This is a genomic window from Lysinibacillus sp. FW301-JW8, assembly GCF_058788755.1.
Map to the genome: position 1 here is coordinate 122301 of NZ_JBYTBB010000001.1, position 14165 is coordinate 136465.

The 14165-nt window shown below is 31.7% G+C and carries 16 protein-coding genes; all 16 read right to left on the bottom strand.

The features are described 5' to 3' along the window. Positions 1 to 4: 4 nt before the first annotated feature. The 16 genes from AC3WOM_RS00575 to AC3WOM_RS00650 all read right to left on the bottom strand — a co-directional run bounded on the left by AC3WOM_RS00575 (position 5) and on the right by AC3WOM_RS00650 (position 14139). The gene (locus tag AC3WOM_RS00575; protein ID WP_492444290.1) at positions 5 to 1129 is read right to left on the bottom strand and encodes a hypothetical protein; all 1125 of its coding nucleotides are present in this window, start codon (positions 1127 to 1129) and stop codon (positions 5 to 7) included. A 250-nt stretch (positions 1130 to 1379) separates the two neighbouring features. Next, positions 1380 to 2408 (bottom strand): GDSL-type esterase/lipase family protein, encoded by a 1029-nt coding sequence (locus AC3WOM_RS00580; protein WP_492444292.1) that lies wholly within the window; start codon positions 2406 to 2408, stop codon positions 1380 to 1382. A gap of 35 nt (positions 2409 to 2443) precedes the next feature. Continuing rightward, on the bottom strand, positions 2444 to 3382 hold the full coding sequence (locus tag AC3WOM_RS00585; protein WP_492444294.1) for a Gfo/Idh/MocA family oxidoreductase: 939 nt from the start codon (positions 3380 to 3382) through the stop codon (positions 2444 to 2446). After that, the gene (locus tag AC3WOM_RS00590; RefSeq protein WP_492444296.1) at positions 3382 to 4317 is read right to left on the bottom strand and encodes a Gfo/Idh/MocA family oxidoreductase; all 936 of its coding nucleotides are present in this window, start codon (positions 4315 to 4317) and stop codon (positions 3382 to 3384) included. The genes AC3WOM_RS00585 and AC3WOM_RS00590 overlap by 1 nt, the downstream gene beginning before the upstream one ends. Before the next feature lie 64 nt (positions 4318 to 4381). Further along, on the bottom strand, positions 4382 to 4933 hold the full coding sequence (locus AC3WOM_RS00595; protein ID WP_492444297.1) for an acyltransferase: 552 nt from the start codon (positions 4931 to 4933) through the stop codon (positions 4382 to 4384). Beyond that, positions 4927 to 5745, bottom strand: coding sequence for an SDR family oxidoreductase (locus AC3WOM_RS00600; protein ID WP_492444298.1), 819 nt, complete (start codon positions 5743 to 5745; stop codon positions 4927 to 4929). Before AC3WOM_RS00600 ends, AC3WOM_RS00595 begins: the two co-directional genes overlap by 7 nt. Then, positions 5742 to 6449, bottom strand: coding sequence for an acylneuraminate cytidylyltransferase family protein (locus AC3WOM_RS00605; protein ID WP_492444300.1), 708 nt, complete (start codon positions 6447 to 6449; stop codon positions 5742 to 5744). Before AC3WOM_RS00605 ends, AC3WOM_RS00600 begins: the two co-directional genes overlap by 4 nt. Then, entirely contained in the window at positions 6442 to 7353 is a 912-nt protein-coding gene (locus tag AC3WOM_RS00610; RefSeq protein ID WP_492444302.1) for a Gfo/Idh/MocA family protein, read from the bottom strand. The genes AC3WOM_RS00605 and AC3WOM_RS00610 overlap by 8 nt, the downstream gene beginning before the upstream one ends. 1 nt (position 7354) lies before the next feature. Further along, positions 7355 to 8413 carry a nucleotidyltransferase family protein gene (locus AC3WOM_RS00615; RefSeq protein WP_492444304.1) on the bottom strand — a complete coding sequence of 353 codons (1059 nt, stop codon included), beginning with the start codon at positions 8411 to 8413 and terminating at the stop codon, positions 7355 to 7357. Positions 8414 to 8417: 4 nt separating this feature from the next. Continuing rightward, positions 8418 to 9041, bottom strand: a complete 624-nt coding sequence (locus tag AC3WOM_RS00620) for an acetyltransferase (protein WP_492444305.1) — start codon at positions 9039 to 9041, stop codon at positions 8418 to 8420. Next, on the bottom strand, positions 9034 to 10107 hold the full coding sequence (neuB, locus tag AC3WOM_RS00625) for an N-acetylneuraminate synthase (RefSeq protein WP_492444306.1): 1074 nt from the start codon (positions 10105 to 10107) through the stop codon (positions 9034 to 9036). The genes AC3WOM_RS00620 and neuB overlap by 8 nt, the downstream gene beginning before the upstream one ends. Then, positions 10104 to 10769: a PIG-L deacetylase family protein gene (locus tag AC3WOM_RS00630; protein WP_492444308.1), complete on the bottom strand. Its 666-nt coding sequence runs from the start codon at positions 10767 to 10769 to the stop codon at positions 10104 to 10106. The genes neuB and AC3WOM_RS00630 overlap by 4 nt, the downstream gene beginning before the upstream one ends. Further along, positions 10769 to 11926: a UDP-N-acetylglucosamine 2-epimerase gene (gene neuC / locus AC3WOM_RS00635; RefSeq protein WP_492444310.1), complete on the bottom strand. Its 1158-nt coding sequence runs from the start codon at positions 11924 to 11926 to the stop codon at positions 10769 to 10771. The genes AC3WOM_RS00630 and neuC overlap by 1 nt, the downstream gene beginning before the upstream one ends. Next, positions 11923 to 12561 carry an HAD family hydrolase gene (locus AC3WOM_RS00640; RefSeq protein WP_492444312.1) on the bottom strand — a complete coding sequence of 213 codons (639 nt, stop codon included), beginning with the start codon at positions 12559 to 12561 and terminating at the stop codon, positions 11923 to 11925. The genes neuC and AC3WOM_RS00640 overlap by 4 nt, the downstream gene beginning before the upstream one ends. Then, on the bottom strand, positions 12539 to 13441 hold the full coding sequence (locus AC3WOM_RS00645; protein WP_492444314.1) for an ATP-grasp domain-containing protein: 903 nt from the start codon (positions 13439 to 13441) through the stop codon (positions 12539 to 12541). Before AC3WOM_RS00645 ends, AC3WOM_RS00640 begins: the two co-directional genes overlap by 23 nt. Continuing rightward, positions 13438 to 14139, bottom strand: coding sequence for a class I SAM-dependent methyltransferase (locus tag AC3WOM_RS00650; protein WP_492444315.1), 702 nt, complete (start codon positions 14137 to 14139; stop codon positions 13438 to 13440). Before AC3WOM_RS00650 ends, AC3WOM_RS00645 begins: the two co-directional genes overlap by 4 nt. Between the last annotated feature and the right edge of the window lie 26 nt (positions 14140 to 14165).

Consider the following 14165-nt stretch of genomic DNA (forward strand, 5'->3'; position numbering starts at 1 on the left):
TCTACTATTTAAAATCATATAACCCTATTTTAGGATATAGCGCACTCTCAGATGATGCTACTTTCAAACTAACTCCTTCATCCTTGAAAAACATTTCTTCAATCATATAAATAAATTGATCCGCAGGTATAGTATTTATGCCACTAACTGTAGAATGTATAATAGCCTTATCTTTTTTTCTTAATGGATACTGTGCCAACTGCTCATCAAAAACATTTTCCATTGACTCTTCAAAAAAGTAAACATCCTTATTCAAATCTACTCCACATAATATAACTTCTTTATAGCCAAGAGCCAACGCATGGAACATAACTGTCGTAACACTTGTTGCACCGCCTAAATGAAAATCCATTTTTGACAATAGACTATCAAGTTTCAAGTATTTTAGTAAATGTAACGAACTATATAAACTCTCTAAAGTATTTGTATGTAGCCTTATATCCTTTGTAATTGGTATCTTTTTAAATTCATCTTTTAAATAACAAGCATATGATTCTAAATAATAATGCAAATCTTTTATATAAGTTAAAGGATAACCTATTCTATTTTTCACATTACATGTAAGTTTATGGAATAATACGAAATTATCACCACCAAATTCGTACGAAGAATATGTCGGAACAATAGAGTGAATATTCCCGAAAGTCACCACCCAAGAATCATGTTGCCTAATATATTCAATGTTTTCTTCAGATAAATCATTTAAAGATCTACCTGTACCAAAGATAAATAATTTATTTGAAGACTTGATTTTTTTCAAATCTTTTCTTGTTATTATTTGATACTTAAGATCATTTTCTTTGAATTGGTCTAAAATTAAATTACATGAATCAATATCAACCTTTGCACAATAAATAATGGCCGCACTAAAAAAATTGATGTTCTCTTTTAATCCCATATTAATTAGTTGTCTTTTTATTTCATCATAATAATCACTAGCAACTAGTATTTTTATTGAGTGAAGATCAATTTCATCAGGCCTGTACACTTTAATATTTAAAAACTCATTTTTATTTTTATTATTATCTAAAAAAAATTGCGTCTTTACATTAGAGGTATATTCCTCTAGAAACTCAAAGACTATCTTCCCAAAGTTAGAAGCACCGAATATCGCTACATTTTCAATCATTATCATACCCTACCTTATTTTTATATAAAGTTAAAAATCGCATTTAGAGGTTGCTTTCATTATCCACCTCTGAAGAATAGAAGAACACAAGCTAGAACTCTTCATCTGTGAAAACACTTATCAAGCGAAAATTATGATAACTTGTACCTTTGGAGTCGCAGTAGCAGTACTACTAGTTAATACAAAACCCATATGATTCAGCTTTAGGAATCTCCTCGGCACTTCTTATTAATAACCCCCATAGTTTCATTTATACTATAATTAAATCTATATCTCCCCTTAGAAAATGGACTAAATAGTTTTTTTTATAAGTTAATTTCATTTTATTCAGTTGTTTATAGATGTCCACCCAATACATTGAAGAAATTATAATAAAAATTTCGTCTATACTATATTTATCCATCCAATATGTCAAACTATTGATTTCATTTTCTTCTATATATGTATTTCTTTTGTTTTCGTCATTATCAATAAAGCCTGTAATTAAAATGTGATTTTTAACAAGCATACGTTTTAAAGTTTGCCCCGATTCTCCTGCTCCAAAAATCAATATTTTTTTATTACTAGAAATTTCTAACAATATGTTTTTATCAGACTTTTTCACATTTTCCGTACTATTTACTATATTATTTTTATTCAGTGTTCGACTTATAATCTCAAAACATTCTTGAGCAACCAATTCATTTCCTGATTTATTTAAATGAATATCATCTAAGAGTAAAAATTCATGAGGCCTCATTGAATCTATATATTTCTCCATATCTATGAAAAATATATTGTTATTATTCGATGCTTGTTTTAAAACGTTGTTATATTTTTTTATTTCTTCTTTTACCCCAAGGTACCTACCATACATTTTTTCTGACGAAGGACATATGCCCACTATTATTAGTTTTGTATTTTCCCTATATGAAAACAATTTCAATATTACATTTAAATAAATAATAAACTCTTCATATAACACCATCTGTTTACCATTTAAAAAATCTCGATACCAACAATCTACAATCCCTATTTGTAAAACAATAATATCTGGTTCAAAATAGAATAGATGGTCCCAAAATTCAAAATAAATATCCTTTATTGTAGAAAACCTTTTAGCTCTATTAATTACTTCAATATATTCCGTTTCTCCGAATTCCTTAATTAATTTTTTGTGTAATATAGATGTGTGTACCCTATCATAAGGTACTGCCAATGTTAATTCATTGGGTGAGTATTCCTTCATATTATCGGGTCTTGGTAAACCTAACGAATCCCCTAGAGCTAAAATCCGCATTTCTCCCCCCCATTTCATCGATCCAGAATTTATTTCTAGTCTTTAATAAATAGATAATATTTAAACATTTCACTTGATTCCGTTATTGTCAATAAATTATTTATGAATTCATCACCTTCTAAAAAAGTCTTTGTTTGTTTATATAGGCCTGGCTTAAATAAATAATCTAATTCGTCATCAAAATCAATTTCTTCAATATCTACTGTGCCTAATTTTTGTACATGTAATTTTTCAAATGGTCTGAATATATATCTATTCTCTTTTGTCAACAGTTCTAACTTCCAACTTCCAGGTGCTCCCCAGTTGGCATGATATGAAAATAAAATACCCAACTCAGTAATGCCGGATCCTGCATAAATGCATCCATTTGGATGCCAAGTAGTTTGTCCTTGAACATAACTGCTCATTTTTTCTGGCTTACCACCAAAATAAAATGCTGTATCTAATACATGAGTTGAATTGCCAATATACCAATTTTCTAATTGAAACTCTGTTTTATCTAACTTTTCTATTATATGTCCCCATTCAGTAAATTCAAATAAAAATGATGTGAGCCCACCATCTTCTAAAATCCTCTTTTTCGCTTCTAAAACTGATCCATAAAACCTTCTATTATAGGCAACATAGACATTTGCCTCTTTACTCTTTGCTAATGTTGCAATTCTAGTTATTCCTTCGTATGTTACTGCACCAGGCTTCTCTAATAGAATATTCTTTACACCATTTTCAAGTAAAAAAACAGCGTTGTCTTCCAAACTCTCTAATGTTGTTGCGATAATTGCATGTGAGGGAATTGGATATTTAAAAAAGCAATTTTCTAACCCTCCTATATCCACTGTAATATTTAATTCATCTTCTAATACTTGAGCATTTTCCTTTCTTCGTCCAATTACACGGAATGAGATCTCAAGAGCTTGTAGCACTTTCACATATTCCTTTGCCATATATCCTGATCCTACTAGTAAAACTGACATTATGTTATAATCCCTTCTCTTCCTTTTAGGAAACTCTTAAAAGCCTTTAATAATAATAAATGCTCATTAGTAGACGTAATAAAATCAACTAAATCACATTCTTTTCGTTTATATAATTGCATGTACACTATGTCTGTTAAACTACTTTGATGGTGCACTCTGAACTCCATTTCGTTTCCATTCACAAGATACTTTTCTTGTTGTTCATAAATTTCAATCTCAAAATTATCACTATAAATTTTAATACTATGCTGTTCTTGACAATTAGATTTAGAGATTAATACAAGAGTATTTGACTTTGGGGTTGTAATTTTTAACGTTCCTGTCAACTCAATATAACCTTTTCTCTTATTTTCAGATACTTTTTCATCCAATAATGACGTATCTATACTAACTGAATTTTCATTTGCGAAATACAAAAAAAGATTTAAGAAATGAATTGCATTTGAAGCTAAATTCCATTCCCCACCTGAAACTTCAAAATGCAAATTTTTTTCTGATTTCAACATTGATTTTATATATTTATAATTTGGCCACATTTTTCTGGCACAATTAACATAAGCCTTAGTATTAACTTTATTTAACAACTGCTGTGCTTGTTCAAATTCTTCAATATTTGGAAATAAAAACTTCTCTAAAAGTAGATTATTAACCTGAGCATGATTTAGTAATTCACGTAGAACAGTTAGTCTTTGTTTGGAATTTGTTGCAATAACGACAAATTCCAAATTTTTCGGCAAATCAAAAATACTATTTAAGCTGGTCAGTGTTTTATTATAATAATTTACAACATCAAATCGTTCTTTACTTGTTTTTAATGATTGCTGTGAAGGATCCACAATATAAAGTGATACTTCTTCCTTTAATTGCGCTAAAGCTTGTAAATGCCTGCTCCCTAACTGACCAGCACCTATAATTGCTATATTTTTTGTCATAGATGCTTATCCCTTCTACCTAATATTTTTTTGATCTAAGTCTCTTCCTTTCCTAGTATAAATATTATTCTATTTTTTTTATAATTTTTGCTGGTACACCACCTACTAACATATTAGCCGGTACATCCTTTACTACGACCGCTCCAGCAGCAACTACTGCATTTTCTCCTATAGTGACACCAGGGAGTATCACAGCATTTGCCCCTATCCAACATCCTTCTTTAAGAACAACATTTTTAGATGGAAAATGTCCTTGGAAATATATAGGAATATTTATGTCGTTGTATTTATGATTGCTTACATATATATGCACCCCTGAACCAATTAAAACATTATCTTGAATTTCAATACTAGCATCTTTAGCAGCCATCAATATTGTATTGGGGCGTAACACAACATTACATCCTAAATAAACATTAGAACAGTTAACTACCGAAGCCCCAGGACGCACCTCAACATTTTCCCCAATAAAAGCAAACTTCTTTTTCAAAAATTTATTATATAATTTTGGAGCATACGACAATAAATGACTGTACAAAATATCAGGTCCTATTCTATCTATATTTTTAGACCACTTTATTCTGTTTACTATTTCATCTCTATATTCTTTTACCAAACACTTAACCCTCCATCTATTAAAATATTTTGTCCGGTTACATAGCTCGATGCATTTGAAGCTAAATAGATTAATGCACCGACCATCTCCTCAGCTTGTGCCATTCTTCCTAAAGGAATACGATTTCCATAATTTAACTTAAAGGTTTCATTTTGACCACTTTCTACTCCACCAGGTGTAATCGTATTAACACGAATCCCATCCTTTGCCCAATAAGTAGCTAGGTATTTTGTTAAAGCTACAACGCCACCTTTTGAGGCAGAGTAAATAGCTGGTGTATTAATTTCTCTATCTAAATAATACGAGCCTTCATAAATACGATTATCAGGACCCATCACTCCATAAATTGAAGCCGTCTGAATAACGGAGCCTCCTGTACCTTGTTCTTTCATTACTTTTCCAACATATTTAGCAACAAGGAACATACTATCTAAATTCGTACTCATAATTTCTTTCCATTGATTTAATTCATATTCTTCAAAAGGAGCAAAAAATTCATTAAGGTTGCTTGATTTTCCAGCAGCATTATTATGAAGAATATCAATTGTTCCAAACTCTGAAACAACTGTTTCAACCATTTCCCTGACAGATTGTTCTGATGTTAAATCACAATAAATAGCCTTTGCTTTTACATCGTAATTCTTCTCAATTTCATTTGCGACTTCTTTAGCACTTTCAACATTAATATCTACCACGGCTAAATTAGCTCCAGCATCAGCCAATCCTCTAGAAAAATGCCCCCCCAAGATTCCTGCGCCACCTGTAACTATGGCATTTTTACCTTTTAAAGAAAATCTCTGAAGATAACTCATTCAAGATTCCCTCTTTTCTTTGCAAGAAGCTGCACAATTTCAAAATCTAACTCAGTATCAATGTCTTGTGATCGCTCCTCTGGCATTACATACAATATTGTTCTATCAGTGAAAACAGAATTAAAGTTAAAAAAGGCTTCTCTATTCCAAACATAGATAGAGGCATTCATATCGTATGATTGTGGTGCATCTTGCCGTCGTACGACTGTATTTTCTAAAGGTTTTGAAAGTCCAACATAACCACCATTTCTTTCTTCTACTAAATTAAAATACGGGCTTCTTCGAGCAGGTGAAGCTGTTATTAAATTATAGGCGTTCTCATTTTTTTCAAACATAAATATTGCTTTTTGTAAATCTTCTATAGTGCGTAGAGGTGAGGTAGCATCAATATCAGTTATTAGATCAAATTGAAAATTGCTTAGTTGTTCAACTTGATTCACACAATGCTGGATAGCAGGCAATTTAGCTGCTGTATCTGTTGCTAATTCAGCTGGTCGTTTAATTGCAAAGTCCACTCCATATTCATTAGCAACCTTTAAAATTTCCTCACTATCACTGCTAACTGCGATAACATTAAATAGACCGCTTTTCTGAGCTTGTATAATACTATGGGCAATTAACGGTTTTCCTAATAAATCACGTAAATTTTTATTTTTCACACCCTTTGATCCTTCACGCGCACATATAGTACAAATTCTAGTCATTATATACCCACTCCTTATTTTCTGACGATTCCTCGATCGCTTCAATCATTTTCACTATATTTAAGCCTTCTTTAAAAGTACAACAATGTGATGGGCCATTCAGTATAGCTTCGTATTGTTTTCTATATGTATAATCTCTGTCTATTATTGTGAGTTGTTCAATTTCACCATTACAATTAATATTGTTATTATTAAAGTCAATTTTTATCGTATTATTATATGTTTGAACAATTACATACCGTTGTGAAATGCGGTCTAAATAATTTAATTCAACAGACACATATATATCTTGATTGGTTTTATAAGAAACATTTACATAATCTTCTGATTGTATATTTAAATTACTAATTTTCGCTGTTTGCGCAACTAACGAGTCCCACTTACCAAATAAGTAGGTAAGGTAATCTAATTCATGACTTAAATCTCTTAGAACCCCACCACCTTTATTACTATGCGCAGAGTAGCATTTTGTATAGTCTGTATTCGGTCTCCAGCTAGGTAGATATTGACCAACATATGCATTAACACTAATTATTTTTTCATTACATAGCATTGTTTTTAATTTGGTAATTAACGGATGAAACCTAAGATTATAAGCAACAATAATATTATCTTTTCTAGAATTTATCGATTCAAGTTTTGAAAAAAGGGGTTTTTCAACAAGTAAAATTCCTGTAAATCCACTATTTATAATTTCTCTTAAACTTTCTATGTGAGCTATCGTTTCATTCGCAATTACAATATAATCATATGTATTTGCCTCAAGAGCACTTTTCAAACTGTGAAAGAAATTCGATTCATCATATGACCTTCTAGAAGCAATATAAACCTGTAGTCCAAGCTCCGTTAGAACTCTCACATGACGTTGTCCTATTGAACCATAACCAATTACTAAGGCTTTCATTTCAGTCATCTCCTTTCTCAAATATGTTAGTAAATTCGTGATTTGCTCGTTCATATTCATTTATCTGCCCAATGTCTAGCCAATATTCGCGAATTGGAAAAGCAGACGTTTTCTGGTTTTCTTCAATCAATTTCTCAAATAGAGTAGGCATATCGTAAAATTCATCTTGTGGAATGTATTCAAGTACTTCAGGATTTAAAGCATAGATGCCTGCATTGACAAAACTACGTTGTATAGGCTTTTCTTTTATTGTTACTAAATCTGTTCCAGCCGTTTCAATAACCCCGTAGGGTATTTGATATTCAAATTCACGCACGCACATTGTAGCTATCGACTGATGTTCTATATGGAATTGCATAAGTTGATCAAATTTCACCTGTGTTAGCAAATCTCCATTCATTACAAAGAAAGGTAGTGTCGGTCTGCTTTTTAATAAGGAGAGTGCTCCAGCCGTTCCCATACGTTTCCCTTCTTCAACATATTCAATTGTTACATCAAAAGCTTCCCCATTTTGAAAATATTCCTGAATAACCTCTTTTTTGTAATTTACCGAAAAAACAAAATGTGAATATCCATATTGTTTGAAATTCTCAATGATTATTTCTAGAATCGGCTTATTTCCTATTTTCAACATCGGTTTGGGTATATCATTTGTAAGAGGACGTAGCCTAGTACCTAGTCCTCCAAGCATTAATATTACTGTATTTTTATTTGTGGACATCTCTAATCTATCAGTAAATAAAATATCTATAACTTTATTTGATTTATTTACTATCGGTAATTGTTTCAGTGTTTTAGATTTCATTAATTGCTTATATTTATGCTGTTTTTGTCCACTTTTTGCTGTTATAGGATTTGAATTCATAATTGAAGTAATAGGTACTTCAAGCCCTTCTCCTCGCAAAATACCACGACGAATATCACCGTCTGTTACAGTACCAAGTAAATGATGTTTCTCATCTACAACCACTGCAAACTGTAAAGAAGAATCATCAATAATTTTCATTGTATCTAATAAAGTTTGATTTTGAGTAACTAAAATATTTTGCCATTGCTTCAATGAGCTACACTTCCTTAGCAGGTACACCAACTACCTTTATACCATTTGTAATATTGTTTACCACAACTGATCCAGCCCCAATTAAACAATTAGAGCCTATATAAATTCCTTGTATAACCGTTGCACCAGTACCAATATGTGTACCTTGTTGTATTTGAACTCCACCTGACAGTTTAGTACCTGGAGCAATATGTATATGAGGTCCGATACGACAGTCATGATCAATTAACGCACCAGTATTTATAATGCTATTATCGGCTATATTCGTATTCGTTTGAATAATTGCACCTGCCATTATTTGAACACCTCTTCCCAATTTAACAGATGATGCAATAACAGCTGATGGGTGTATAACTGATTTAAATTGATAACTATAATTGCTATAAGTATTAAATATTTGTCCTCGTAATGGTGACGGTTCTATCATCCCTAATGCAAGTACTAATTCAACCTCTTTAGGATCATAATTTAGAATTATTTCATCAGGACCTAAATAAGGTAAATCAAAACAATTTTCTTCTAATGTCGGAGCTGTAAAGCCAATTATTTTTAGACTTTGTGTAAGTAAAATTTCCGTTAATACTGATGCATGCCCACCATTCCCAATTATAATAATAGATTTATTCATCTATTAACTCATCCTCATCGTAAAATTTTGATGCAGTTTGTCCAATAAATGACCAGTATTTCGATGGATCTATACCGTTTCCTGGTCTTTTTACAGTTAAATTCCTTGAGGTAAACACCTCCCCTACTTTAATTGAAGTTTTAGCAACTAAGCTTTTTCGTGAGGGAACACGATTTTGAAGTTCAATAGTAGTTGGCTTTTTAATACCATCACCTAAGGCTGTCTCTACATCTCTAATTCCTTTTATCATCTTCCTTAACTCAAAAGGATTTAACGAGGCAATATGATCAGGACCTTCAAGCGTTTTATTCAACGTAAAATGCTTTTCTATAACATTTGCTCCCATAGCAACAGCTGCTATTGAAACGTAAATGCCTTCTGAATGATCCGATAATCCAATTGGTAGCTTAAAAATCTTCTTCATTTCGTTCATTGCTTTCAAATTTATTGAATCCATAGGTGTTGGATATTGAGTTGTACAATGTAAAAGTGTTACATATTTTTTTAATGTCTTTTTAGCTTCGGCAGTTCCATAAAAAGCGTGTACGCGCTCTAGCATAACTGGTTCTTTCGGTCTCGCTAAACCATATGCAATAAATGCCAATGCCTCATGAATTTCTTCAATTGTCGCCATACCAGTTGATAAGATAATTGGTTTTCTTTTTGTTGCAATATAATGTATGTATGGCATATTCGTTAACTCTCCAGATGGAATTTTAACTGTTGTAATCTTCAGTTCATCTAGCAAAAAATCGACACTTTCAAAATCAAAAGGTGTCGATAAAAATTCAATTTGCTCAGTTTTACAATATGATTGCAGCTCTAAAAATTCTTCATAAGTTAATTCCAATTTTTTTAACATAGCCAATTGAGAACTACTTTCTCCTAAATTTTCAATTTGATAATCTGCTTGCAGTGCATGTTTAGTTACTAAGTTTTCTGCCTTAAAGGTTTGAAATTTTACTGCGTCAGCACCAGCTTCTTTTGCAACATTTACAAGTTCTTTCGCCATTTCTAGCGAGCCATTATGATTCACGCCAGCTTCTGCGATGATGTATGTCTTCATAGTACCCTCCCTTTTAATAACATAAATGCCTCTGCTGCTTCAAAACCACTTGCTGATCCACGAACATATGCAAGAGAACGAATTGCCTTTTCACTACGCGGAAATGGAAATTCACCTATTTCTGATTCGTAAATCATCATGATATCAATTTTTTTTTCCAAAAATGACTCTATGTTTACAAAAATGTTTGGTCTAAAATTATTGGCATCGGGGTTTATTGCAAAATCTGTCTCTGAGAGTGTTTCATATAACAATACTTGTTCAACAGATGGATATCTGAACCACTTTGTACATGCCATTGTGGCATCAAATACAGCTTTATGATCTGAATGAATATCGCTTGGATAGGGGGCATATACAATGTTCGGTTGTATTTCTTGGAATACCTCACTTATTTTCCCAATTAATAGACCACCTGAAACTTGATCTAATGTTGTAGCTTCAAATCCTAATTCAAATGTTTTATCAAATCCATACATTTTTGAAATTGTTTCAATTTCTTTAAATCTTTTTTCTCTCTTTTCTTCACCAAAATATTCACCCATAGTTGTAATAATTAACCAGTAAACCTTATCTCCCTGATTTACATGTTTCAGTAATGTTCCGCCACAGCCTAAGGTTTCGTCATCAGGATGTGGGGTTATTATAACAACTCTGTTCATTAATAAGTAATCTCCTTGATTAATAATTTTTCATTTATTTGCAAATTTGATAATATATTTGCTATTTTAGAAGCACTATTACCATCACCATACGGATTAATTCCTTGCTCTATCTCCTGTAAATACAAGTTATCAGTCAACGCTTTATTCACAGCTTTTACAATTTCATCTACTTCATGATTTACAAATTGAACATTATTTGTATGCAATCGTCCCTTTTGTCTATTTCCTATATTTACTACAGGAAGTTTAAGGAATGGCGCTTCTAAAATTCCAGCACTCGAATTCCCCACCATACAACTTGCATGACGCATAATATTGACAAACTCAAGTCTAGGTATGTTTTTTTGAATATACACAAAATGTAAATCGCTATACTCATTGATAGCATTTATGATTTGTTGTCCTCCTGCATCAGAATTCGGGTAACTTATTATCGTTTTAATACCCATTTTCTGAATGGCTTGCATCGTCACTTTCATTTGGTCATAAGCTTGTTCAACTTCTGTTGAAATTACATGTTGTATCAATAAAATAAACGGTTCATCATCTTCAATGATAAAACCTAGTCGTTTTGACAATTCTGATTTCGTTAATATAGGAACATTTTTCAATCTATCCAATCCCGGATTTCCTGTATTATAAATACGAAATGGTTCTTCACCTAATCGAATTAAGCGATCTGCACTTTCTTGGTTTGTCGTAAAATGTATATGTGCTAATTTACTTACTGCATGTCGTATTTGATCATCTACATTTCCAACAACACGGTCTCCTCCCGCTACATGAGCAACTGGTATATTCATATAAGCACCGACTAAAGCGGTAGTCATCGACTCTTCTCGATCACCTAGTACTAATAAAATATCAGGTTGCACTCTCTCAACAGTTTGAACCATTCCTTGTAACTGAATTCCCAAGCCCTTCACCCTAGCTGTCGAAAGGTCACTATTTAATAAACTTTCAATCTTATCCGCAATAACAAATCCATCATTCTCAATTTCCTGAATAGTATAACCGTATGAATGCGATAAATGTGCCCCTGTTACAATCAACTGTAATTCTAAATTTGAATGACTTTGAATAGATTTAAATACCGGCGTCATTAAATCGTAATCTGAACGAATCCCGGTTACGGCAAGTATTTTCCTTTTCATTCCTTTAACCCCCAAAAATCTTGAAAATTTTGAACATGTACAAAATCCATACCAGTATTCAAACAAAATTGTTCATCTACAAGTCTATCTCCAAAATAAATAATCTTAGAATCACTTTGAACACTTACTAATTTTCTTAAAGCTAATCTCGATGGTTTATAAAAATTCCTACCTAAATCGCCAGTAAAACAACAATTTTCATACATAAAATAATTTTCTAGACTTAACGCCCTATATTTACTTCTTTGTAGATGTGGATGTCCATCCGTTATTAAAAAACGTTTTGATAAAGGTATTTTTTCAATTATCTCTTTTACATTAATCTCTAATAACAAGTTCGGCTCTGATGTTCTATAAATAGATAAAGCATCCTCTATCGTTTTATTTTTTATATTAAAAGCTTGTATGGTTTCTTCAAAAATATATGGATAACTACTTCCTTTTTTAATCCATCTTTGAAGCATCCAGTCATATATATTTAGAGCTACCACCTTTGAATCGGGTGAAAAATAATGCGAAATTTTTATATATATTTGTTCTATAAAAAGTTGCTCGTTATACAATGTCCCATCCATGTCGAAGCCATAATAATCGTACTGATCAAAATTAACATTATTCAAGTGTAAATATTTCACGATAGTACCTCATCATTTTTAAACCATATTTAGTCTCTACAGGACAAATAGGCTTTCTGTGTATTAAGTTAGAGACCATTAAAGAAATCCAATTTTCAGTTGCAGCAAATCCAAGAGCCATTCCTCCAGCAATCCGAGGATTGATTTCAATAAATTGCAAATCCCCTTCAAAATCTTCAAAACATTGAATATTGATAGCACCGACAAATGGAAGTCTAGAACAAATAATTCTTACGTATTTCTCAATTTCTGGATGTTTCACAACTATACCACCTGTAGATTTTCCTTCCTTAACATTAAGGCGTTTCCGAGGTACTATATAAATAGGTTCATTATTAAAATCACAAAATACATCAATTGTATATTCTGTACCTCGAATTATTTCCTGTGATATATTACCATCCATATTCACACTTTGTTTGTCTACTTGTATAAAAATACCTGTACTACCTCGTCCTTTTCGAGGCTTTATAAGTGGATACTTTGATTCCAGACTCGTTTTGGGCGTTGGAATAAAGTTGTCTTGAAAAAATAAATATGTTTTCCATTTATCCTGACAAATCTCTAGAGTGGTCATTTCAGAAATTATTATATGAATATTGTTTTGTAAAAAAAATCTTTTATTTTCAGACCATTTCAATAAAGTTTCATCCAACGAAGGAATAACAACTTGAATTTCATTTTCATAAATAAGATTCACAGTTTTCTTCCAACTATGTTCTTCTGAAATTTTAGGCATCAGAATAAAATCATCTGCTAAATATTTCCCAAAACATTCTTCTATAATATCAGATGCGTAAACTTTAAAACCAGCTTCTTGAATCGAGCTAATTAAATAACCTGAAGTTAAACTTCCCGATGCTTCAACTAAAAAATTCATTGACTCTCACCAATATCCACCTTTTTTAGAACCAAATGGAACCTTGTATAATATTGTTTTGTAAAAACATTTTGATTAATAACCTTATTCAATTCCTTAATCTCAAATAGATTCTTAAATAAATCTTGAATTTTATCTAATGAAAAATACGATTGAATAGTTCCATTTTCATGATTAGACTCTACTAAAACTTCTCCTTCAAAATTATTTCCATATTCAGACTCATCACCAATTAAATCACAATAAAATAGGCCATCGTTCCGAATCACTCTATGGCACTCTCTCACAACATTTTTGGCAATATCAAACGGCATACTATCGAGCACACCATGACTTACAATAAAATTAAATTCATCTTGGTTCCACGGTAAATTTTCTGCTGTACCACTAACTAATTTATTTTCAGGGTTTATATTCTCCTTCTTTAACCATTCCCTTGCGACTGTAATTGCTTCTTTTGATAAATCAATCCCAAATGTCTCCATTCCTAATTTCTCAAAAAAGATAAGATGTCGCCCTATTCCGCAACCTAAATCTAAAATCTTATTTTCCTGATTTGTTCTATAACTCACTTCATCTAATCCGACTCTCTTAGCAATATATTTTGCTGAAAAGCGAATAATTTCCTCATGTGGATAAAAAACAAAATTATCTTTATTACGGTATGATAAATCCCATTCTTCTGCTTTTAAACTCATATTCTCTTCACTCCCCTTAATGGTAT

Coding starts and splice junctions, on each gene's coding strand:
- AC3WOM_RS00575 (WP_492444290.1), bottom strand. CDS start 1,129: ATGATTGAAAATGTAGCGATATTCGGTGCTTCTAACTTTGGGAAGATA.
- AC3WOM_RS00580 (WP_492444292.1), bottom strand. CDS start 2,408: ATGCGGATTTTAGCTCTAGGGGATTCGTTAGGTTTACCAAGACCCGAT.
- AC3WOM_RS00585 (WP_492444294.1), bottom strand. CDS start 3,382: ATGTCAGTTTTACTAGTAGGATCAGGATATATGGCAAAGGAATATGTG.
- AC3WOM_RS00590 (WP_492444296.1), bottom strand. CDS start 4,317: ATGACAAAAAATATAGCAATTATAGGTGCTGGTCAGTTAGGGAGCAGG.
- AC3WOM_RS00600 (WP_492444298.1), bottom strand. CDS start 5,745: ATGAGTTATCTTCAGAGATTTTCTTTAAAAGGTAAAAATGCCATAGTT.
- AC3WOM_RS00605 (WP_492444300.1), bottom strand. CDS start 6,449: ATGACTAGAATTTGTACTATATGTGCGCGTGAAGGATCAAAGGGTGTG.
- AC3WOM_RS00610 (WP_492444302.1), bottom strand. CDS start 7,353: ATGAAAGCCTTAGTAATTGGTTATGGTTCAATAGGACAACGTCATGTG.
- AC3WOM_RS00620 (WP_492444305.1), bottom strand. CDS start 9,041: ATGAATAAATCTATTATTATAATTGGGAATGGTGGGCATGCATCAGTA.
- neuB (WP_492444306.1), bottom strand. CDS start 10,107: ATGAAGACATACATCATCGCAGAAGCTGGCGTGAATCATAATGGCTCG.
- AC3WOM_RS00630 (WP_492444308.1), bottom strand. CDS start 10,769: ATGAACAGAGTTGTTATAATAACCCCACATCCTGATGACGAAACCTTA.
- neuC (WP_492444310.1), bottom strand. CDS start 11,926: ATGAAAAGGAAAATACTTGCCGTAACCGGGATTCGTTCAGATTACGAT.
- AC3WOM_RS00645 (WP_492444314.1), bottom strand. CDS start 13,441: ATGAATTTTTTAGTTGAAGCATCGGGAAGTTTAACTTCAGGTTATTTA.
- AC3WOM_RS00650 (WP_492444315.1), bottom strand. CDS start 14,139: ATGAGTTTAAAAGCAGAAGAATGGGATTTATCATACCGTAATAAAGAT.